Origin of the sequence: Rhodococcus sp. RDE2 (genome assembly GCF_020885655.1) — a bacterium.
Taxonomy (GTDB): domain Bacteria; phylum Actinomycetota; class Actinomycetes; order Mycobacteriales; family Mycobacteriaceae; genus Rhodococcus; species Rhodococcus pyridinivorans.
This window is the reverse complement of sequence record NZ_AP025186.1, coordinates 4,589,128-4,609,020: the sequence shown is the minus strand read 5'-3', so window position 1 is coordinate 4,609,020 and position 19,893 is coordinate 4,589,128. Positions and strand designations below refer to the sequence as shown.

The 19,893-nt window shown below is 68.5% G+C and carries 20 protein-coding genes and 1 pseudogene; 11 read left to right on the top strand and 10 right to left on the bottom strand.

What is annotated here, in order from left to right:
- Positions 1-39: 39 nt before the first annotated feature.
- Positions 40-1,101: an alanine racemase gene (locus LPH33_RS21425; RefSeq protein WP_229565925.1), complete on the bottom strand. Its 1,062-nt coding sequence runs from the start codon at positions 1,099-1,101 to the stop codon at positions 40-42.
- A 14-nt stretch (positions 1,102-1,115) separates the two neighbouring features.
- On the opposite strand from LPH33_RS21425, the pseudogene LPH33_RS21420 reads away from it, so the two are divergent.
- The 4 genes and pseudogenes from LPH33_RS21420 to LPH33_RS21405 all read left to right on the top strand — a co-directional run.
- Positions 1,116-1,370 (top strand): annotated as a pseudogene (locus tag LPH33_RS21420) (hypothetical protein); the annotation flags it as partial.
- Positions 1,367-2,008: a TetR/AcrR family transcriptional regulator gene (locus LPH33_RS21415; protein ID WP_229565923.1), complete on the top strand. Its 642-nt coding sequence runs from the start codon at positions 1,367-1,369 to the stop codon at positions 2,006-2,008. The pseudogene LPH33_RS21420 and the gene LPH33_RS21415, both read left to right, overlap by 4 nt.
- Positions 1,998-2,870, top strand: coding sequence for an alpha/beta fold hydrolase (locus LPH33_RS21410; RefSeq protein ID WP_019290848.1), 873 nt, complete (start codon positions 1,998-2,000; stop codon positions 2,868-2,870). The genes LPH33_RS21415 and LPH33_RS21410 overlap by 11 nt, the downstream gene beginning before the upstream one ends.
- A gap of 4 nt (positions 2,871-2,874) precedes the next feature.
- On the top strand, positions 2,875-3,348 hold the full coding sequence (locus LPH33_RS21405; RefSeq protein ID WP_229565921.1) for a nitroreductase family deazaflavin-dependent oxidoreductase: 474 nt from the start codon (positions 2,875-2,877) through the stop codon (positions 3,346-3,348).
- A gap of 7 nt (positions 3,349-3,355) precedes the next feature.
- Here the strand turns inward: LPH33_RS21405 and LPH33_RS21400 are convergent, their stop codons facing one another.
- The 6 genes from LPH33_RS21400 to LPH33_RS27010 all read right to left on the bottom strand — a co-directional run bounded on the left by LPH33_RS21400 (position 3,356) and on the right by LPH33_RS27010 (position 7,796).
- Positions 3,356-4,126 carry an ABC transporter permease gene (locus LPH33_RS21400; protein WP_420714501.1) on the bottom strand — a complete coding sequence of 257 codons (771 nt, stop codon included), beginning with the start codon at positions 4,124-4,126 and terminating at the stop codon, positions 3,356-3,358.
- Between the two features lie 47 nt (positions 4,127-4,173).
- Entirely contained in the window at positions 4,174-5,346 is a 1,173-nt protein-coding gene (locus LPH33_RS21395) for an ABC transporter substrate-binding protein (protein ID WP_071935783.1), read from the bottom strand.
- Positions 5,343-6,083, bottom strand: a complete 741-nt coding sequence (locus LPH33_RS21390) for an ABC transporter ATP-binding protein (protein ID WP_229565917.1) — start codon at positions 6,081-6,083, stop codon at positions 5,343-5,345. The genes LPH33_RS21395 and LPH33_RS21390 overlap by 4 nt, the downstream gene beginning before the upstream one ends.
- Positions 6,059-7,108, bottom strand: a complete 1,050-nt coding sequence (locus tag LPH33_RS21385) for an acyl-CoA dehydrogenase family protein (protein ID WP_229565915.1) — start codon at positions 7,106-7,108, stop codon at positions 6,059-6,061. The genes LPH33_RS21390 and LPH33_RS21385 overlap by 25 nt, the downstream gene beginning before the upstream one ends.
- A gap of 7 nt (positions 7,109-7,115) precedes the next feature.
- On the bottom strand, positions 7,116-7,631 hold the full coding sequence (locus LPH33_RS21380) for a DUF4242 domain-containing protein (RefSeq protein ID WP_016694511.1): 516 nt from the start codon (positions 7,629-7,631) through the stop codon (positions 7,116-7,118).
- A gap of 114 nt (positions 7,632-7,745) precedes the next feature.
- On the bottom strand, positions 7,746-7,796 hold the full coding sequence (locus tag LPH33_RS27010; protein WP_367880875.1) for a hypothetical protein: 51 nt from the start codon (positions 7,794-7,796) through the stop codon (positions 7,746-7,748).
- A gap of 96 nt (positions 7,797-7,892) precedes the next feature.
- Here LPH33_RS27010 and LPH33_RS21375 point away from each other — a divergent pair, with 96 nt between their 5' ends.
- On the top strand, positions 7,893-8,525 hold the full coding sequence (locus tag LPH33_RS21375; RefSeq protein ID WP_229565913.1) for a TetR/AcrR family transcriptional regulator: 633 nt from the start codon (positions 7,893-7,895) through the stop codon (positions 8,523-8,525).
- 26 nt (positions 8,526-8,551) lie between these two features.
- Here the strand turns inward: LPH33_RS21375 and LPH33_RS21370 are convergent, their stop codons facing one another.
- Complete coding sequence (locus LPH33_RS21370; protein WP_229565911.1) at positions 8,552-9,670, bottom strand: energy-coupling factor ABC transporter permease; 1,119 nt, start codon at positions 9,668-9,670, stop codon at positions 8,552-8,554.
- 134 nt (positions 9,671-9,804) lie between these two features.
- Here LPH33_RS21370 and LPH33_RS21365 point away from each other — a divergent pair, with 134 nt between their 5' ends.
- The 3 genes from LPH33_RS21365 (at position 9,805) to LPH33_RS21355 (ending at position 12,895) form a co-directional block, all read left to right on the top strand.
- On the top strand, positions 9,805-11,031 hold the full coding sequence (locus LPH33_RS21365) for an acyl-CoA dehydrogenase family protein (protein ID WP_229565909.1): 1,227 nt from the start codon (positions 9,805-9,807) through the stop codon (positions 11,029-11,031).
- Positions 11,032-11,230: 199 nt separating this feature from the next.
- Entirely contained in the window at positions 11,231-12,034 is an 804-nt protein-coding gene (locus tag LPH33_RS21360; protein WP_145690968.1) for an IS5 family transposase, read from the top strand.
- 270 nt (positions 12,035-12,304) lie between these two features.
- Positions 12,305-12,895, top strand: a complete 591-nt coding sequence (locus LPH33_RS21355) for a TetR family transcriptional regulator (RefSeq protein ID WP_372462406.1) — start codon at positions 12,305-12,307, stop codon at positions 12,893-12,895.
- A 16-nt stretch (positions 12,896-12,911) separates the two neighbouring features.
- Here LPH33_RS21355 and LPH33_RS21350 read toward each other — a convergent pair whose 3' ends face one another.
- Together LPH33_RS21350 and LPH33_RS21345 are read right to left on the bottom strand one after the other, a co-directional pair.
- Positions 12,912-13,724 carry an alpha/beta fold hydrolase gene (locus tag LPH33_RS21350; RefSeq protein ID WP_229565905.1) on the bottom strand — a complete coding sequence of 271 codons (813 nt, stop codon included), beginning with the start codon at positions 13,722-13,724 and terminating at the stop codon, positions 12,912-12,914.
- Positions 13,725-13,746: 22 nt separating this feature from the next.
- Entirely contained in the window at positions 13,747-15,282 is a 1,536-nt protein-coding gene (locus LPH33_RS21345; protein ID WP_229565903.1) for an ABC-F family ATP-binding cassette domain-containing protein, read from the bottom strand.
- Positions 15,283-15,475: 193 nt separating this feature from the next.
- Between LPH33_RS21345 and LPH33_RS21340 the strand changes: the two genes are divergently transcribed.
- From LPH33_RS21340 to LPH33_RS21330, 3 genes are all read left to right on the top strand, one after another.
- On the top strand, positions 15,476-17,245 hold the full coding sequence (locus tag LPH33_RS21340) for a penicillin-binding transpeptidase domain-containing protein (protein ID WP_229565901.1): 1,770 nt from the start codon (positions 15,476-15,478) through the stop codon (positions 17,243-17,245).
- Positions 17,246-17,323: 78 nt separating this feature from the next.
- On the top strand, positions 17,324-19,003 hold the full coding sequence (locus LPH33_RS21335) for an NTF2-like N-terminal transpeptidase domain-containing protein (protein WP_229565899.1): 1,680 nt from the start codon (positions 17,324-17,326) through the stop codon (positions 19,001-19,003).
- A gap of 134 nt (positions 19,004-19,137) precedes the next feature.
- Positions 19,138-19,875, top strand: coding sequence for a sulfite exporter TauE/SafE family protein (locus LPH33_RS21330; protein ID WP_229565897.1), 738 nt, complete (start codon positions 19,138-19,140; stop codon positions 19,873-19,875).
- Positions 19,876-19,893 lie beyond the last annotated feature (18 nt).

Here is a 19,893-nt window from a genome sequence, read left to right as displayed (position 1 = left end):
GCCGAATTCGAGGTGATCGTGTGGGGGACCGTCTCGGGATCACGTGTTGCACCCTCTTGCCGCGACCTTCCATCGCTCGACTACCGCGTCGCCGGAGACCGTGATCAACTCGTCCGCGAGGTTCACGGCATTGCACACGTGGTTGGGGATCACCCGCACCCTGTCGCCGAGTTGTGGGCGGGTCGATGCCTCCGGCCACTGCACCGTCGCGTGATGCTCCGACAGTGCGGTGATGCGCGCGTCCGGTTCCCCGAGGATGCGTCCGTACCCCGTGGCCCACGCGGCTCGATCGGCGCCGAGCGCCTTGGAACCGGCATCGAGCACGATCACCTCGTCGCGAGCGGAAACGACGGTCGCCAGGGCGGTCAGCGCGATGTCGGATTCGCTCACCGCGTCGAGTTCGAGTTGCTGCGCATCACCGAAGACGTACACGCCGGGACGCAACTCTGTTGCAACCGTGGGCACGTCGAGATGTGCTGTGGGGGAGGAACCCCCACTGATCACGGTCGGCTCGATCCCCGCTGCTCGTAGCGACGCCGCTGCTGCCGCCAGTGCGTCGGCTTCCTCCCGTGCTGCGCTGTCGGGCGCGTCGGGTGCGTACGAGTGGCCGGGGAAGGTGAAGACGCCGCGCACGTCGAGGCCCGCCTCGCGGGCCGCCGACGCCACGGTTCCGGCCTGTTCGGGCAACACGCCGGTGCGGTGGTGCCCGCTGTCGATCTCGACGAGCACCCCGATCGCGGTGCCGGCGTGCTCGACGAATTGCCGGGCTCCGGTCGCGGAATCGATCCCGACCGTCAGGCGCACCCGGTCGGTCAACGCGCGCAGCCGTGCACCGCGGGCAGCGTCGACCCACAGCGGGTACGCGACGAACAGGTCGTCGAAACCCTCGTCGGCGAAGACTTCGGCTTCGGAGACGGTCGCGACCGTCAGGCCCCGGGCTCCCGCACGGAGCTGGCGTCGTCCGATCTCGGAGCACTTGTGCGTCTTCGCGTGGGGTCGCAGCGACAGGCCTCGTGAGGCGGCGGACTGCGCCATCCGCGCGATGTTGCGGTCGAGGATGTCGCGGTCGACGAGCAGTGCCGGGGTGGTGTCGAGGTCCATGGCCGAACCGTAGACCTGCCGGACTGAACGCTGACGTCGATGCCTATCACGAGTCGCCGCTCGAGGAGTTCGGCGGAATCCGCCGCATGGTCAACCGCAACGACCGCGCGGTGACGGCGACGGCGGTCGCCGGCCGGGTGGTCTTCCGCGACGGCGAGTTCGTGCCCGGTTACGGACATACCGTCGGCACCGGCCGGTTCCTGCGCGCCGGGGTGGAGGAGCGCGGACCCGCGCCGATGCGCATCTCGGCGGGTGAGCCCGTCGCGTGAGTGCATCCGTAGTACGCCGTACCCAGCAGGAGCGCAGGGAGGAGACGATCGGCCGCATCCTCGACGCGACCATCACTGCCCTCGCCGAGCTCGGCTATACCGCGACCACGATCGGTGAGGTGTGCCGGCGCTCGGGGGTGTCGTCGGGTGGGGTGTTCCGGCACTTCCCCACGCGACTCGACCTGATGATCGCGGCGGCCGACGCCGTCCGGGAACGCCAGTTCGCGAACTTCGAAGCGGGTCTCGCGGCGCTCGGTGACGAGCACGCGGACATCTCCGAGTCGCTGCGGGTGTGCCTCGAACTGCTGCGCACCGCCTGCCGGGCCCCGATGAACGCAGCCTGGTACGAACTGCTCGGCGCGGCGCGCACCGACCCGGCGTTGCGGGAGCATCTAACGCCGATGGCCGAGCGCTACCACGCCCAGATCGTCGATCTCGGCAGGTCGCTGCCTGTCGCGGCACGGTTCCCGGCCGACGTCTTCGACACCCTCCTGCTGTCGCTCGTGCACATGTTCGACGGCGAAGCGCTGGCGTCGACGGTGCATCCGCAGCCGGAACTCGAGGTGCGACGGATCGAACTGATGGCCCGGATGTCGGCGCTCGTCACATCTGACATAAGTTCGAATAATGAGCAATAGTGGTTCTGCTCCTCAGTGGTTCGTCGACGCCCTGGCCACACCCGTCGAGACCGGGAAGGTCGAGGCAGCCGGTGCGACCATCGCCTACCGGGCGTGGGGCGAATCCGGTCTGCCGGGCATCGTGCTGGTCCACGGCGGCATGGCGCATTCGGGGTGGTGGGACCACATCGGCCCGCAGCTTGCCGCCGGACGTCGTGTCGTCGCGCTCGACCTGAGCGGTCACGGCGACAGCGACCACCGCGAGCACTACACCCTGGAAGCGTGGTCCGCGGAGGTCGTCGCTGCGGCCCGCGCCGGCGGTATCAGCGGTCCACCGGTCCTCATCGGTCACAGCATGGGCGGGATCGTCTCGTTCGCCGCCTCACATCTCCACGGCGACGAACTCGCCGGTGTGGTGATCATCGATTCGCCGATCCGCGACATGACGCCCGAGGAACTCGAGATGCGCGCGAAGGCCGTCGCGAACGCCGGACCGCCGAAGGTGTACGCCGCGGCGGAGGACGCCGTCGCCCGATTCCGCCTCGTGCCGCCGCAGGACGACGCCGAACCCTACGTGCTCGAGCACATCGCCCGCGGATCGCTGAAGCAGGTCGACGGCGGCTGGTCGTGGAAATTCGACAATCTCCGCATGGGACGTGAGGGGCGCCGTAGCCTCGAGGCGATGAGTCCGGGATGCGCCGTCGCCTACTTCCGCTGCGAACGCGGCATCATCGACGACGCGCTCTACGGGCGGATGGTCGACAATCTGGGTCCTGATGCGTTGTTGATCGATCTTCCGGCCTCGGGCCACCATCCGATGATCGATCAGCCGCTGGCCGTCGTCGCCGCAGCCCGGACGCTGCTGGCAGCCTGGGGGAGATGACCGCATGAATCCGCTCCGACCGGTCGCCGTCCGTATCGGAGCGTTGCCGTGGTTGCCGCGGTATTCACAGCCGATCATCGCGGTGGACAAGACCATCCAACGGGCCACGCGCGGCAAGGTCACCTTGCTCGCGATCGCGGGACTGCCCTCGCTCGTGCTCACCGTGAAGGGCCGCAAGAGCGGGGTGCCGCGGTCCACACCGCTGCTGTGTGTGCCGCACGACGGGGGATGGCTCGTGGTGGGGTCGAACTGGGGACACCCGAAAGCCCCGTCCTGGGCGATCAACCTGCGCGCGGCCGACCAGGCGCAGGTGCTGTACGACGGGCACGAGCACGTGGTGTCGGTGCGGATCGCGGGGGGCGACGAACGCGCGCGGCTGTGGCAGGTGCTGCTGCAGACGTGGCCGAACTACGCGCTGTACGCGAAGCGCACCGACCGGGTGCTCCCCGTCTTCGTACTGACGTCGCTCGAGTCCTGATCGCAGGTCAGAGCGGGCGGTCGGCTTCCTCGACGCTCACCGGCCTCCGCCGTTCGCGCAGCAGGTGCCGCGCCGCCCAGTCGAGCCAGAACCCGAGGAAACCGATCACGACGATCACGGCCATGACCTGGTCGTAGGCGAGCTGGTCGCGGGCGTTGAGGATCTGGTAGCCGAGACCGGACCGCACGCCGAGCATCTCGGCGGGGACGAGCACGACCCACGCGATACCGAGACCGACCCGCAGACCGGTCTGCACCTGCGCGCGGATGGCCGGCAGGACGACGGTGGTGAGCAGTTCGAGTCGCGTCGCACCGAACGAGCGGGCCACCATCAGATAGCCCTGGTCGACGCCGTGCACACCGGCCGCCGTGTTGATGACGATCGGCCAGATCGCGGCGGCGGCGATGAGGAAGAAGACGGGCTGGTGGCCGATGCCGAACAACGCCACGGCGATCGGCGCCCACGACAGCGGCGAGATCATCCGCAGGAACTGCATGATGGGCATCGTCGCGCGCTCGACCAACGGGTTGAGTCCGATCAGCAACCCGAGCGGGATGCCGAGCGTCGCGGCGATCAGCAGACCCACCAGCAACCGCCACAGGCTCGCGAGCGTGTCGGGCAGCAGGACGCCGCGTGCGAACAGGTCGACGATCGCCGGGAAGACGTACTGCGGGGCGAAGTCCCGCACGAGCGAATCCGGCGCGACGAGCACCGTCGTCACCAGCCACCACAAGGCGATCGCGATGACGATGGCGACGGCCTGGGGGACGAGGGGCAGCTGCCGGACGGTGCGGGCCGTCTCCGGCGCCGTGCCGGTCGGGGCGCTCACGAAGGATCGACCTCCTCTGTGCGGGTGAGATCGGCGGGAAGGCCGAAGGCATCGGTGCCGTCGACGCGGGTGAGGGATGTGCGGACGAAGCGGTCGTCGACGAGGTCGTCGTGCACCGTCGCAGGGTCGAGACGAGAGAGGAACCGCGTGTCGCCGTCGACGACGGTGTCGTGCATCGCCTCGATCAGTGCCGCGGTGAAGGTCGGGAAGGGGAACGGCTGGTACCCGATGCGTTGCGGCTGCCACTGCGGGTGCACCGTGCCGGCCTCGCGGTCGGGATAGGTGAGGGCCTTCGTGATCGCGGGCAACGGCTGCGGAAGGTATCCGGCGGACAACATCGCGGCCGCGGCCTGACGGTCGGCGCCGATCTGCAACTGGGCGGAGACCACCGAGTCGGTGAGGGACTGTACGGCGACGGGGTCGCGTTCGATCAGGTCCTCGTGCACGAGCAGGGCGCAGCACGCGTGGTCGCGCCACACATCACCGAGGAAACGGTGGATCCGCCCCACCCCGCGGACCTCCGCGGCGGCGTTGAACGGATCGGCGACGGTGAACGCGGCGATCGAGCCGTTCGCCAGGGCCGGGATCATGTCGGACGGACCCATCACGACGAGGCCCACGGTACGGGCGGACTTCGACGGCGCCTCCCGCACGACCGGTGTCAGTCCGTGCGCCCGCAACAGCTGTTGCAGAGCGATGTTGTGGATCGACCACCAGAACGGGATCGCCACCGTCTGACCTGCGAGATCGCTCAGGTCGGTGATGTGCGGGGCGACCGTCAGCGCCGAGCCGTTGGTGTGGTTCCAGCCGAGGATCCGCACGGAACTACCCAGGCTGTACCGCAACTGGACCGCCATGGGCATGAGCAGGTGCACGACGTCGACGCGCCGGCTGATGAAGGCCTCGGCGAGCGACGCCCAACTGCGGAAGAGCACCGGCTTCGCGGAATCGACGACGCCGGAGGGATACAGGCTCGACCCGTGCGCGACGAGCAGCGGCGCAGCGTCGGTGATCGGCAGGTAGCCGATGCGCAGTTGCCCCGTGCGATTGGCGCGGTCGGTGGTCGCGGTGCGCGCGAGGTCGATCGTGCCGGCGATACCCCCGGCTGCCGCGAGGCCGAGCGCACCGCGCATGAGGGTGCGACGGCTGAACAGGCCCGGATCGGTCATGTCGCGGACAGCGACGAATCGCGGTAGTGCGCCAGGATGGCCGGACGCAGCGCGTCGCGGTCGAGCGCAGACATGCCGCCGAGCGCCCATTCCTGCTGCACCACACCCGAACTCCCGAACAGTGCGATGCGGTCGGCGAGTTCGAGTGCCTCGTCGATGTCGTGGGTGACGAGGACCGTCGTGAAACCGAGATCGCGCGCGAGTTCGCCGAGCCACGACCGCAAATCGGAGCGGGTGGCCGGGTCGAGGGCGCTGAACGGTTCGTCGAGCAGCAGCAGTCGCGGACGCACCGCGACGGCGCGGATGACGGCGATGCGCTGGGCCTGACCACCGGACAGCTGGTCGGGGTAGTAGCCGGCGAGCGCGGAGAGGCCGAAACGCTCGAGGAGCGAATCGGCGTAGGCGGTGTCGAACCGCTCGCGGTGCGCGGCGAACCGTCCACCGAAGGCGATGTTCTCGCGCACGGTGAGCCACGGCATCAGGAAGGGCTGCTGGAAGACCATCCCGGTGTGCGGACGGTTGTCGCCCTCGGTGTCGGGCCAGTCGACGGAACCGCGATCGAGGTGATCGAGACCCGCGACGATCCGCAGCAGCGTCGACTTGCCGCTACCGCTGCTGCCGAGCACCACGAGGAACTCGCCGGTCGCGATATCCAGATCCACCCCCTGGAGAACCGGGCTACGGCGACCGGCGAAACCCTTGTATCCGTTCGCTATTCGTACTGCGACAGTTCCCACCGAAGCTGTCCTTCCGACGGCGATTGAATGGGCAGGAAGGCCGCCTCACGGAATCGGCGGTTGGTGGCGCTGGCCGTCGCGTATCCGGCACCGCCGCGCAGTGTCGCTTCGAGGCGGGTCGCGGCGACGGCGACGACCGAACCGTCGAGACGCAGGCGGATGAACTCCGCAGGAGCGATCGAGGTGGGATCGGTGGCGAAGCGGTACAGCCGTTCGCGCAGTGACTCGTACTGCGCCGAAAGCTCTTCGTACTCACCGGTGAACTGCTCGCCCAGTCCGTGCAGACGGCCGACGGCCTCAGTGAGCGATGCGCGTGCAATGCCGACGCAGAACGAGGTCTGCAGCATCATGAAGGTGGGCCGGATCGAACCGCAGAAGTTTGCGAGATCCTCGGTGAGGATGTGCGACTGCGGAATCCGCACACCGTCGAGCTTCAGCGAGGTCGACGACGTGGCGCCGAGCGCGAGCAGTTCGGGTGAATCCGCGATGGTGATGCCCTCGGCGTCGGCGCGGACGACGGCGACGAGGCGATCACCGTCGGCGGTGCGGGCCGGGAAGACGATCACCGAGTCGGGAAAGACGTTGGACGCCCAGTGGATCGGGCCGGTGACGGTGATGCCGTCGTCGGTTCGTTCGGCGACGAGGGGGAGCTCGCCGAGACCGGCAAGATGCTTGAGCGCCGCGGCCATGGCGGTGACGCCGATCGTGCGGCCGGACGCGAGGTCGTCCCGGTAACGATCGCGCAGGAACTGCGGTGCGCGATCGATGTATTCGAGCGCCATGCGCTGCGCCCACAGCGAGAAGCCGACGGTGAGCGATTCGGCGGCGACCTCGTCGATGACCGCGACCATCTCGGAGAGACACTCCCCGCTCAGCCCCTTGCGGAGCAGGCCGAGCTCGCCTGTACGGGCGATGTCGGTGCGGATGTCGGTTTCTCCGCGATCGAGAGCAGCTGCGCGATCGCGTACGAACTCTGCGATCGCCGCGCGCGGTTCCTCGCTCGTCCGGTCAATGGCCGCGGTCATCGGATGCTTATCCTTCGAGGGAGTGGAGACGGTCGATGGGCGTGCTGACGACCTCGCGGGCGCGCACGACGGCGGCCTCGTCGGGGGCGTTGTAGAAGCACAGGCACTTGTCCATGTCCTCGCGGACGTAGGTGCGCAGGAAGCTCACCTCGGGGACGTCGGCGTACTTCGGTGAATTCGCCTTCTTGCGCGCGAGGTAGGTCTCCATGTCGATGGTGTCGGGGATGTCCCACTCGACGAGGTAACCGGCCTCGGGGCGGGTGGCCTTGATCTGGTCGAGCTCGGCGCCGACCAGACGGACCTCGTTCGGGCCGACGATCTCGGCGACATCGAGGGAGGCCGACTCGAGCTGGGCGGGGCGGCAGGCGTCGAACTCGGCGATCGCGAAGACACGCGTGCCGCCAGTGGTGACCTGCGATTCGATCAGTTCGCCGCCGGCGGCGACGACAGCATCGTCGAAGGCCTTGATGGCAGCTTCGGCCTGGCCCTCGGTGGGGACGAGTTCGTAGAGATACAGCGACATGGGGTCACCTTCCGGGAAAGCGGGTTGGAACTGTGACCGGTCCGGGCACGGCGGGGCGCCGTTTCGTCTTCGGACGGGGCGACTACGGCATGCGGCGCACGCAGACGAGGCCGGTCAGAGAGAGGAGCGACAACACGCAGCAGTCGACACCCGCACGAGATCCACGTGCAGGCGGCGAGTCAGAAGGCTGTGTGTCACGTGCTCCACCGTACTGTGAATAGAACGGTCTGTCTATCGCGCCCTGTCCGTTACTCTGGGTACGTGCGTACGTTCGTCGAGAGTGAATCGATCGGCACTCCGAAGGGCACGGCCGGTCCGAAGGGGAGAGCCGAGCCGCCGTCCAAGCCCTCACCCTCCACACGTCTGCTCGACACCGCGAGCACGCTCTTCGCCGAGCACGGCATCCGCGCGGTGGGCATCGACCGCATCCTCGCCGAGGCCGGCGTCGCCCGCGCGAGCCTCTACTCGTCGTACGGGTCGAAGGATGCACTGGTGCTCGCCTATCTGGAGGATCTCGACCAGCGCGACCGGCAGCGGTGGCACGCCGCCGCCGAACCGCTCGACGATCCGATCGCGAAGATCCTCACCTTCTTCGATCTCGCGATGCAGTCGGCGCCGAAGAAGAACTTCCGGGGATGCCAGTACGCCAACGCCGCGACGGAATTCCCCCAGGAGCCTCTCGAACCGGTGCTCGCGCACCGGGAATGGCTGAGTTCGACGCTCGTCGACCTGCTGAATCTCGCCGGGGCGACCGAATCCGAGGTGGTGGCCGGGCGCGTGCAACTGATCTACGACGGTGCCTTGTCCGGCAGCAAGTTCGAGCACTCCGTCGAACCGATCCGGCTCGGCCGCGACATGGCTGCAGCGATCATCGAGACGCATCTCCCCCGCTGACCCGGGGTCCGCGTCGACCCGTGGACTCAGCCTGCCGAGTTGCTCCGCTGCTGTGTGCGGCGCTCCGTGGTCGCGGAGATTGCCGGCCGCGGCACGAGAGCGCGGAAACACACACTCGCCAACACGAAGGTGCCGAGCGTTCCCAGCACGGCGGCAATGCCCGTCGAACCGGGACGGTCGTCGATGGTGTAGTCGGCCAGTGCGCTGTCGGCGAGCCGATGTTCCTCGACGTCCCGTGCCATGCAGTCGCCTGTGAGATCCTCGGCGAGCGAGTCGATCTCGCAGCCGCGTGAGGTGGCTACCTCGAGAGCGCCGGGGGTGTCGACGGCGAGCGGCGCGAGGATCCCCGCGACGACGAGCGAGGTGAACGCCAGGCCGATGAACAGCGTCCCGCGAGCGCGCGGACGCGGAGGCGGGGGCGGCGAGGCGGTCGCGTCGAGAGGATTGACCGGAAGCCGGGTGAGATGGACGGATTCCGGGGAGATCCGCGCAACGGCGAGCACGACGGCGGCCGTCACCAGCCCTTCGACAACCCCGACCGGAACGTGGGTCGCATACAGGAATCCGATGTTCGACACCGGCACCGTGGAGGTGCCGCCGAGCGCGTATTCGACGACGAAGCCCGTCACGGCGGCGAGGACCGAGACGAACCCTGCGACGAACGAGACCAGGCCGAGCGTGACGAACGGTCGAACGCTGCGGTGTTCACACAGTGCGCGCAGTGCCGTGGCGGTGAGAAAACCGGCGGCGATGGCGACGAGCACCATGTTAGTGACATTGGCGCCTAACGCCGACAGGCCGCCGTCGGCGAAGACGAAGGCCTGCACCACCAGGACGACCGTCAGCGCGACCGCGCCCACGAACGGGCCGAGCAGGATCGCCGCGAGCGCGCCGCCCACGATGTGGCCGCTCACGTCCGGCAGCACCGGAACGTCGACCACCTGCAGGGCGAACAACAGGGCGCAGACCACCGCCGCAGTGGGCACCGACCTCTTGCTCAGGTCGCTGCGTGCGTACCAGGCGGCGATGCTGACCCCGATCACGGCGATGACGAAGAACCACGCGGACGCGCGGTCGGCGATCAGGCCGTCGCCCATGTGCAGGGCGAGGACGTCCGTGCCGGCGAACCCACTCGTATCGACCATCTCCGATGTCCCTCCCACCGACGGAGTGCTCTGCGGCGAAGGCTAGTACCGGCATCGGGGGAGGCGGAGCGTTTTCGAGAGCTCGGCGGGACGGGAGCCTGGGCAAAAAGTGAAACCCGTTCTATATTTGCGTCATGTACGAGTGGTCCGACACAGACCTCATGTTCCGCGATGCGCTTCGCGGTTTCATCGAGAAGGAAATCCGCCCGCACGTCGACAGTCTCGAATCGGGAGAACTGCCGCCGTACGACATCATCCGGAAGTTGTACGCGACTTTCGGCATCGACGAGATGGCCCGTGAGTCGCTCGAACGCGCCCTCGCGAAAGAGGAACGCGGAGAGAAGCCTTCGGGGTCGTCCGGTGGTACCGGCGGGTCGCCGGGGATGGCGGCGTTGCTCAATATCGAGATCGCCGGGGTGAGCCTCGGGCTCATCGCCTCGCTGGGCGTCAGCCTGGGCCTGACCGCGGGCACGATCCGCAGCCGCGGCACCCTCGCGCAGAAGAAGCGATGGCTGCCCGAGTTGGTGACCTTCGAGAAGGTCGGAGCGTGGGCGATCACCGAACCCGATTCGGGTTCGGACGCCTTCGGCGGGATGAAGACGACGGTGCGCCGCGAGGGGGAGGACTACGTCCTCAACGGCCAGAAGACCTTCATCACCAACGGTCCGTACGCCGACGTGATCATCGTGTACGCGAAGCCCGACGAGGGCGACTCCTCGGTGGATCGCCGCGACCGCAAGGTGCTCGCATTCGTGCTGGACAAGGGCATGGAAGGGCTCACCCAGAGCCCGCCCTTCAAGAAGATGGGCATGAACTCCTCGCCGACGGGCGAGCTGTTCTTCGACAACGTGCGCCTGACCCGCGACCGGCTGCTGGGTGAGACCGAGGACGGCGGTCGCAGCGACGGCAAGGACAGCGCGCGCGAATCCTTCGCCACCGAACGTATCGGCATCGCCTATCTGGCCCTGGGCATCATCGAGCAGTGTCTGAAGCTGTGCACCGAGTACGCGAAGTCGCGGAAGCTGTGGGGCAAGGAGATCGCACAGTTCCAGTTGATCCAGCTCAAGCTCGCCGAGATGGAGATCGCGCGGGTGAACGTCCGCAACATGGTCTTCAGCGCGATCGAACGCACGCAGGCGGGGAAGCCGGTGAGCCTGTCGGAGGCGTCGGCGATGAAGCTGTACTCGTCGCGAGCTGCGACCGAGGTGGCGATGGAGGCCGTGCAGCTGTTCGGAGGAAACGGATACATGGCCGAATATCGCGTCGAACAACTCGCGCGTGATGCGAAATCGTTGATGATCTACGCCGGTAGTAACGAAATTCAAGTAACACATATCGCGAAGGGATTGCTCGCACAGTAAGCCCTGAATACGACCGCTCGAAATTAGCAAAAAGGACAATTTTCGGAGGGGGGATGACAATTCCCCCACTGAGGTTTTCTCACCAGAGAGTCACCGACGACAGCAAAGACATCCGAACGGTGTGGCGTGAAAAGAGGACGTGGGGTCCTGCCTGGTAGGGATTGTTTCGAGCAAGAAGCAACCCGGAGCAGGACCCCACGTGATTACCTATCGTGCCACGCTCGACGTGCCCGAGCACACCCTGACCTTCGTCGCCCGTATCCTCGCTGCCCACCGCCGCAGGACCGATCGCCGGCCGTGGCAGCGGGCCGCGACCGTCTACGTCCAGGCTCTGATGGTGCTGCGGTGGTTCCGCGACGGCACCGACGTCGCCACCCTGGCGCGCGATGCCCGCATCTCGCAGGCCACCGCCTACCGGTATCTCCACGAAGGTATCGACGTGATCGCTGCGCACGCCCCGGACCTGCACGACGTGCTCGAACGTGGGATCGAGTCCGGCTGGGAGCATGTCTGCCTCGACGGCACCCTCATCGCCTCGACTCGCTGCCGGGAGCGTTCCGAGTCCGGGCACGACGTGTGGTACTCGGGTAAACATCGCCGCCATGGCGGCAACGTCCAGGTCCTGACCGATCCGACCGGCTACCCGATCTGGGTGTCCGAGGTTGCACCCGGTTCGGTGCACGACCTCACCGCTGCTCGTCGGGGCGGGATCCTCGGCGCCCTCTACCACGCTGCCGCCGGCGGGATGCCCACCCTCGCCGACAAGGGGTACACCGGTGCCGGGATCGGCGTCCACGTCCCGACGAAAGGCCGTGATCTCGATATCGGCACTCGTTGCCGCAACACGCTGCTGTCTGCGATGCGTGCTCCGGCCGAACGCGCGAACGCGCTGCTGAAGACCCGGTGGAAGGCGCTGCAGCGAATCAGTCTATGTCCGTGGAGGATCGGCTCGATCGCTGCTGCGGCTCTCGTTCTTCTTCACCTGCAAGCACCGGCCTGGTGAGAAAACCTCACTGTGTCGACTATTGTTCGCCATGAGAAAAGTTATGCCGGTCGCCGACGAGGGGAGCGACCGGTCCGGAGGGGAGTCCGAGCGGAAATCGGGGGAGCGATGTACGCGGAACGAAGGGACGGCGAAAGGCCGTCGGTCACGACGGACGGCAGGAGCGCTCGCGCAGAGCGCACCCGGCAGGCCGTCATAGAGGCTCATATCGCGCTGATCAGGGCGGGAGAGCTCAAACCCACAGGGGCGCAGATCGCCTCGCGGGCCGGGGTGTCCCTGCGATCGTTGTGGGGACACTTCGGCGACCTCGAGACATTGTTCGCCGTCACCGGCGCCGAGCTGATGCGGCGCCAGGTCGACGCCTACGAGCCGATCGATCCGTCGCTGCCGCTCGAGGAGCGGATCGACGCCTACTGCAGGCAGCGGGCGGAGATGCTCGAATACATCGCGCCGTTCGCACGGTCGTCCGAGATCCGCGTGCCGTTCTCGCGCGAGTTGCAGCGCAACCGCGTGCGTTATTTCGACCGGGCGCGATACGAGATAAGGGCGTTGTTCTCCGACCAGTTCGAGGGCGTCGACGGCACCGTCCGCACCCACATCGAGAACCTGCTGGGTGTGTCGACGACCTGGCCCACCTGGGTGTCGCTGCGGGACGTACTGCGTTTGCCGGTGCCCGAAGCCGTCGAGGTCATGAAGCGGTCGGTGTCGGCGCTGCTCGCGGAGGCATCCGGAGCCGGCCGGCAGCAGGCGGTGGCCCGTGTTGCGCAGGAGAAGGCCGCGGTCGCACCGCACCGGAGGGCGCAGCAGTCCCGGCCGGTGCCGGCGATGACACCGCGGGAACAGGTCGTCGTCCCGGCCTGAGCGCCCGGCCTGAGCATCAGAGCGTGTCGGTCGGTTTCCGACCGGCGCGTGCCGAGAGAAAGGTCTCGACCGCAGGCAGCGCGGCCGAGACCGTCTCGGCATGGTCCACCCCGCGCAGGATCGCGAGTCGCGCACCGGGGACGGTGCGCGACAACGCGCGGGTGTCCTCCACGCGCAGGCGATCGTCCGATCCGACGACGGCGAGCACGGGCACGTCGATGCCGGCGAGCATCTCGTCGTCGATCCCCGGTTCCCGATCCGACCGGCGGAAATAGGCGGCGAGAGCCTGCGCGTCGTTCTTCAGGAAGGCCGAGCGCGTCGCGGGATCGACCGGCGTGCGACGCCGCTCCTCCCAGGCACGGACGAAACCGTCCATGCCCTCGAGCTCGAGCACGTCGACGGTGCCGGGGAAGAACATCGCGTCCATCGATCCCGCCTGGGGGCGTGCGCTCCCGCCGAGCAGCGTCAGACTCGACAGTCTGTCCGGAGCGTCGACGGCGAGCGCGAGTCCCGCACGGGCGCCGAACGAATAGCCGACGTAGTGCACCCGGTCGACCCCGGCCGCATCCAGGACGGCCAGCAGGTCCCCGACGATCGCGTCCATCGCGTAGGCGTCCTCGTCGTGAGGGGTGTCGCTGCGGCCGTGCCCACGCAGGTCGGGCATGACCAGCCGGAAATCCCCGCTGAGCGCCTTCACGTAGCCGAAGGCCCGCCACACCGCCGACGACAGGGCACTGCCGTGGACCAGCAGCACGACCGGTGCCCCCTCGGGACCTGCCGTGGTGAACCGGATCCGGGTGCCGTCGGCGGGATTCGTCGCGTGGCTCATCCCAGCAGTATCGCCGAACGGCTCACCGCCCGAGCTCGACCGACCGATCCACCTCCACCTCCTCCAGGAATCGTTCGTCGTGCGAGACCACCACGAGCGCACCGTTGTAGGCACGCAGGGCCTGGGTCAGGTGCGCGAGACCGGCCAGGTCGAGGTTGTTGGTGGGCTCGTCCAGCAGCAACAACTGCGGAGCGGGATCGGCCGCGAGCACGATCGCGAGCGCGGCCCGCAGTCGTTCCCCACCCGACAGTGCCCCCACGGCGACCTCGGCGTGCCGGCCGCGGAACAGGAAGCGCGCCAGACGTGCCCGCACCTGCTGCGGAGTCAGGTGCGGCGCACGATCCTCGGCGTTCTCCGCGACCGAACGATCGTCGTCGAAGATGTCGAGCCGCTGCGGGAGGAACGCGAAGGGAACGTGGGGTTCCGCCTCGACGATGCGGTGCAGCAGGGTCGTCTTCCCCGACCCGTTGGGGCCGCGCAGCGCGATCCGTTCCGGCCCGACGATCTCGAGCGGTGCGTCCGCCACACGCCGGCCGGGTGGAACCGCGGTTCCGGGCAGGTCGATGCGGATCTCCGGATCGTCGCGCACGGCGTCCTTCGCGCGATCGAGGTTCTCCCGTGCAGTGGTCAGATCCTCCTCGTGCTCACGGCGGAATCGCCCGGCGGATTCCTGCGCCTGCCGTTTGCGCGCGCCCATGACGATCTTGGGTTCGCGCTTCTGCTCGTACATCTTCTGCCCGTAGCGTTGCCGCCGGGCGAGCGTGACGTGCGCCGCCGCCAATTCGCGTGCCTGGCGCCGCACGTCGCTACGGGCGTCCCGCACTGCGGCCCGTGCCGCCTCCTGCTCCTCCGCGACGATCCGTTCGTACTCGCCGAATCCGCCGCCGAACAGGCGCAGAGCCCCGTTGCGCAGTTCGGCGATCGAGTCCATGCGGTCGAGCAGTTCCCGGTCGTGCCCGGCGACGAGCACCGTGCCGGGGAACCGGTCGAGCGCATCCTGCAGGCGCGCACGTCCGTCGGCGTCGAGATTGTTCGTCGGCTCGTCGAGCAACAGCGCGTCCGGTTCGTCGAGCAGGCGTGCGGTGAAGGCGAGCAGCACCGTCTCCCCGCCGGAGAGCTGACCGACGGTGCGGTCGAAATCCCCGACGTCGTGCAGGATCCGGTCGAGGCCGACGCGATGCATGAGCGCAAGAGCGCGGTCCTCGATGTCCCACCGATCGGCTACGACCTCGAAGTCCCGATCGTCGAACGATCCTGATTCGATGCGGCGCAGGGACTTTCGGATATCTCCGATGCCGAGGACGGAATCGACCGGCACCGTCGGATCGAGGGTCACGTCCTGAGGGAGGTAGGCGACCCGTCCCCGCACCGTCGACGAACCGGAGGTCGGGCGGAGTTCACCCGCGATCAACCGGAGCAGGGTGGTCTTCCCACTTCCGTTGCGTCCCACCAGGCCGATCCGCCCCGCCGGGACGACGGCGTCGAGATCCTGCACGGCGATGGTGCCGTCCGGATGGGCGTAGGAGAGTGCGGACAGCGTGATACCGGATGAAGACATGATGGCTCCCGAAGGGTGAGGGTCGATTGCGCGAGTGCGCGGGGGACGGGACCTCTCACAGGAGCAACGGACTTCTCCGATCGACGGGTACGGGATGCGAACACCATGGTGAGCCCGCACCGTCCGGGATGCAACCGAATATTTCACCCCGACTCCTACCTGCGATAACAGGCACGGGCTCGAAAGTGCAGGCATGATCGGGACCGTGTGGATCCGACTGATCGGTATGGGAGTCGCGACAGCCACGGTGCTGTCGCTGTCGGCGTGTGCCCTCGGCCCCGATCAGCCCGAGACGATCGCGGAGGAGTTCGCTGCCGCTCTCGACGCCGGCGACGTCTCCGGAGCGGCAGCGCTGACCACCGATCCGGTGGCCGCGGAATCCGCGATCGATGTCCTCTTCGCCGGCCTCGGCCACGACGACCCGACCGTGAGTGTCGCGGGGACGGGCGACGGCGACACCTTCGCCCTCGACGTGACGTGGAACTTCGGGGAGGGCCGCGACTGGTCGTACCGCACCACCGGCAGCGCGACGGAGGACCCCGAGGCCGACGCGTGGCGGGTCCGCTGGGACCCCACGGTGCTGTCACCGGAACTGGCGGGCGGCGCGTCGCTGGAGTATCTGACCACCGTCGGCGCCCCGCCGACGATCTTCGACCGGGCCGGGCGGCCGCTCATGGGGGAGCAGGTCGTCACCGTCGTGAACCTGGATGCCACCGCCGATCCCGCCGCGGTCGCTCCCGTGCTGGCCACGGTCGTCCCGACGATCACGGCGGAGAGTCTCGCCGAGCAGGTCGCGGTGGCCGCCGGCGGCGCTGCGGGAGTGATCACGCTGCGTGAGGAGGACCTCGCACCGATCGAGGATCGCCTCGCCGCGCTGCCCGGCGTGACGCTCGTGCCGCAGACCCGTCTGCTCACCACCGAGCGCGACCTCGCCTCGCCCGTGTGGTCCGGCCTCGCCGAACTGTGGCAGGAGGGGCAGGACGCCTCGGCCGGCTGGGTGATCCGGCGGGTCGCGGCGGACGGCACGACGAGCCAGGTCGCCGGCGAATCCGGACCGGAGGCACCCGACCTGACCAGCACGATCGACCTCGACCTGCAGCGACGGGCCGAGGAGGTCCTCGCGGGTTTCGACACGCCCGCGGTGATCGTCGGGATCGAACCCTCGACGGGCGCGATCCGCACGATGGCCCAGAACGACGCGGCCGACGCCGAGGGGCCGATCGCCGCGACCGGCCTCTATCCGCCGGGGTCGACGTTCAAGGTGGTGACGACGGCGGCGGCGCTCGATGCCGGGCTCGCCGAACCCGACACCGTGCTGCCGTGCCCGGGCGTCGCCTCGGTCGGCTCACGAACGATCCCGAACGACGAGAACTTCGATCTCGGCCCCGTGCCGCTGCACACCGCGTTCGCGTTCTCGTGCAATACGACCATGGGGCAGCTCGCTCTGGACCTGCCGCCCGACGCCCTGCGCGCCACCGCGGAACGCTTCGGACTCGGCATCGATTACGTCACGCCCGGTCTCGTCACGGTCACGGGTAACGTGCCGGTCGCAGACACCGATGCTGCCCGCGTGGAGGCAGCGATCGGACAGGGTCGGGTGACGGCGTCGCCTTTCGGGATGGCGCTGGTCGCAGCCTCGGCGGCGAACGGCCGCACGCCGGTTCCGACGATCGTGGAGGGGCAGCCGGCGACCGCGGATCGGGAGGCCGAACCGATGCCCGAGAACGTGCTGACGGCACTGCGAGAGATGATGCGCGAGACTGTGATCGAGGGTACAGCCGGCACGTTGCGCGACATTCCCGATCTGACGGGGAAGACGGGGACGGCGGAGTACGGTGACAACGTCGGGGCGCACGGCTGGTTTATCGGATCACAGGATAATCTTGCCTTTGCGGTGTTCGTGTCGGGGGCGGACGGCTCCGCCCCTGCCGTCGAGGCGGCGGGTCGATGGCTGAGGGGGTAGGACGCGTGGCGCAATTGTGATGTGTTCGTGCACGACGCGTGCTGGTATCTCGTGTGACTGAAGTGAAGGTTGTTACATATGAGATTTCGTGATTGGCGGGGGAAGCGGGGGCGCATCGTCGCGCTGGCCGTGTGCCTCGTCGTGGCTGTCGTCGCTCTGACGACGGTTGTGTTCTCGGATTCTCGAAGCGAGGCGCAACGCCTCGTCGACGACTTCGTTGCCGCCCTCGACGATCGTGATGCGGGCGCAGCGGCGGCCCTGACCTCCTACCCGAACGCGGCGGAGGAAACGATCTCGCAGATGTACGACGGTCTGTCCGACGGCACCGTCGACTACGACGTCACCCAGCTGGTCGAACTCAACGACGACTCGGGATACTTCACGCTCTCCGCCGGCTGGAATTTCGGTGAGGGCAAGGACTGGTCGTATCAGGTCACCGGTTCGGTGCGGAAGCTCGCCGTCGGCTGGCGTGTGTCCTGGGACCCGGAGGTCGTCGTCCCCGACCTGTCCGGCGGACGCACCGTCCACCACGTGCGTACCGACGCCGCGCCGCCGAAGATCTTCGACCGCACGGGCCGCCTCCTCATGGAGGAACAGACCATCAACGCCGTGGTGCTCGACCCGGCGGCGATGCCCGACCCCGTCGACACCACCACTCGTCTCGCGGCGGTTCTCGAGCCGGTCGCACCCGTCATCACCGCCCAGCTGATGCAGGAGCGGATGGCGGAGAACCCCGGAAACCGGATCACCGCGGTCAAGCTCCGCGACCAGGACTACCAGTTCCTCGAGGGCGGCATCGTGTCGATCCCCGGGGTCGAGGTGCTCACGACACCCACCCTGATCAGCGCCGATCGGCGGATCTCCACGCCGCTGCTCGACTCGCTGCGCTCGGCCTGGCAGCTCGAACGCGACCGGACGGCAGGCTGGGCGGTCACCCTCGAAGATCCCGAGGAGGGCCCGATCCAGGTGGCGGGCTTCCAGGGCCCGCCGCCTCCGGACCTGCAGGCGACCGTCGACTCCCAGGTGCAGCTCGCCGCGAAGGAAGCGGTCGTCACCGCAGGTACCCCGGCCGCGGTGGTCGCCATCCAGCCCTCGACCGGTGGCATCCTCGCCGCCGACGTCAACAACTGGGCCATGGAACTCGGTCCCGTCATCACCCACGGTCTCTACTCGGCCGGCGGCGTTCTCGATCCGGTCCGGCTCGCAGCCGGCCTCGAGCGCGGCGTCGATCCGAACGACGTGGGATCCGATGACGTCGCCTCGACCGCCCGTCGCCTCGGCCTCGGCGTCGACTACGACGTGCCGGGCTTCGAGTTCGAGACCTCGCAGATCGGGCACAACCGCTCCGGAGTTGTCCAGTTCGCTGGATCGGATTCCGACGAGAACCTGATCACGCCGCTCGGCGCCGCGGTGCTGGCCGCCTCGGTCGCACGGGGCAGCGTCGCTGCCCCGACGATCGTGCAGGGCCAGGAGACGGTCGTCCACGACGCCCCCGAGGCGCTGCCGGGTTCTGTGATCGACGCCCTGCGCGGCATGATGATCGACAACGTGCAGAACGGTCCGGCGTCCTTCCTCCGCGGACACGCCGGTCTCGCGGGTATCGCCGCGGCGAGCGGTGAGGACCGCTGGTTCTTCGGCTACACCGGCGGCGACCTGGCCTTCGCGGTCTTCGTCGCCGATGCCGACGGCGGCGACCGCGCGATCAAGATGGCCGACACCTTCCTGCGCAAGCTTGGAGAACCCCTGCTCGGGGAGTGATCGGCCGGAGGCCGGTCCATGGTGCGCTGATCGGCCGGAGGCCGGTCCATGGTGCGCTGATCGGCCGGAGGCCGGTCCATGGTGCGCTGATCCGCCGGAGTCCGGTCCGCGGCGTACAGGTACGTTGAGCGACCGTGACCGTCCTCGACCTGGCACTGCTCGTGGTTGCCGGATTCTTCGCGGGTGTCGTCGGGTTCGTCACCGGCCTGGCGTCGATCGTCTCGTATCCGGCGTTGCTCGCCGTCGGCCTCCCGCCGGTCGCGGCGAACGTCACCAACACCGTCGCGATGGTCGGTGTGGGTGTCGGGGCGCTGACCAATTCGGCGCGGGAGGTCGTCGACACCGGCCCCCGCGTGTGGTGGTGGACGCTCTACGCCGCGCTCGGCGGCGTGGTCGGCGCGGCTGTCCTGCTCGTCGCGCCGCCCGACTCGTTCGAGGCGATCGTTCCGGGTTTCGTCGCGCTCGCCGCTCTCGCGCTGCTGCTCCAACCACGCATCCGCACCCTGGCCGGCGGTCGCGACCTGCCGGGGGTGTTCTCCGTGGCGGTCTTCGTCGTCGCGGTCTACGGCGGATACTTCGGTGCCGGCGCCGGCGTCGTCTTCTACGCGCTGGTGCTTATCTGCACGTCCGAGCAGATTTGGCGCGCGAGCATCCTCAAGAGCTACCTGCTCGGCGTCGCCAACCTGGTCGCGGCGATCGGGTTCGCAGTCTTCGGACCCGTGCACTGGGGTGCGGCGGCCGCCATGGCTGTCGGCGCGTTCGCGGGTGGCTACTGCGGTCCGCCGCTCGTGCGGCGCATACCCCCGAACCTGCTGCGCGTGGGTGTCGCGCTCGCAGGGTTCGGGTTGGCGGTATGGCTCGCTCTCCGCTGAGCAGCGTCCTGTGCAGTG

Coding starts and splice junctions, on each gene's coding strand:
- LPH33_RS21365 (WP_229565909.1), top strand. CDS start 9,805: ATGTACGAGTGGTCCGACACAGACCTCATGTTCCGCGATGCGCTTCGC.
- LPH33_RS21410 (WP_019290848.1), top strand. CDS start 1,998: ATGAGCAATAGTGGTTCTGCTCCTCAGTGGTTCGTCGACGCCCTGGCC.
- LPH33_RS21395 (WP_071935783.1), bottom strand. CDS start 5,346: ATGACCGATCCGGGCCTGTTCAGCCGTCGCACCCTCATGCGCGGTGCG.
- LPH33_RS21340 (WP_229565901.1), top strand. CDS start 15,476: ATGATCGGGACCGTGTGGATCCGACTGATCGGTATGGGAGTCGCGACA.
- LPH33_RS21345 (WP_229565903.1), bottom strand. CDS start 15,282: ATGTCTTCATCCGGTATCACGCTGTCCGCACTCTCCTACGCCCATCCG.
- LPH33_RS21370 (WP_229565911.1), bottom strand. CDS start 9,670: ATGGTCGATACGAGTGGGTTCGCCGGCACGGACGTCCTCGCCCTGCAC.
- LPH33_RS21335 (WP_229565899.1), top strand. CDS start 17,324: ATGAGATTTCGTGATTGGCGGGGGAAGCGGGGGCGCATCGTCGCGCTG.
- LPH33_RS21425 (WP_229565925.1), bottom strand. CDS start 1,101: ATGGACCTCGACACCACCCCGGCACTGCTCGTCGACCGCGACATCCTC.
- LPH33_RS21385 (WP_229565915.1), bottom strand. CDS start 7,108: ATGACCGCGGCCATTGACCGGACGAGCGAGGAACCGCGCGCGGCGATC.
- LPH33_RS21405 (WP_229565921.1), top strand. CDS start 2,875: ATGAATCCGCTCCGACCGGTCGCCGTCCGTATCGGAGCGTTGCCGTGG.
- LPH33_RS21350 (WP_229565905.1), bottom strand. CDS start 13,724: ATGAGCCACGCGACGAATCCCGCCGACGGCACCCGGATCCGGTTCACC.
- LPH33_RS21380 (WP_016694511.1), bottom strand. CDS start 7,631: ATGTCGCTGTATCTCTACGAACTCGTCCCCACCGAGGGCCAGGCCGAA.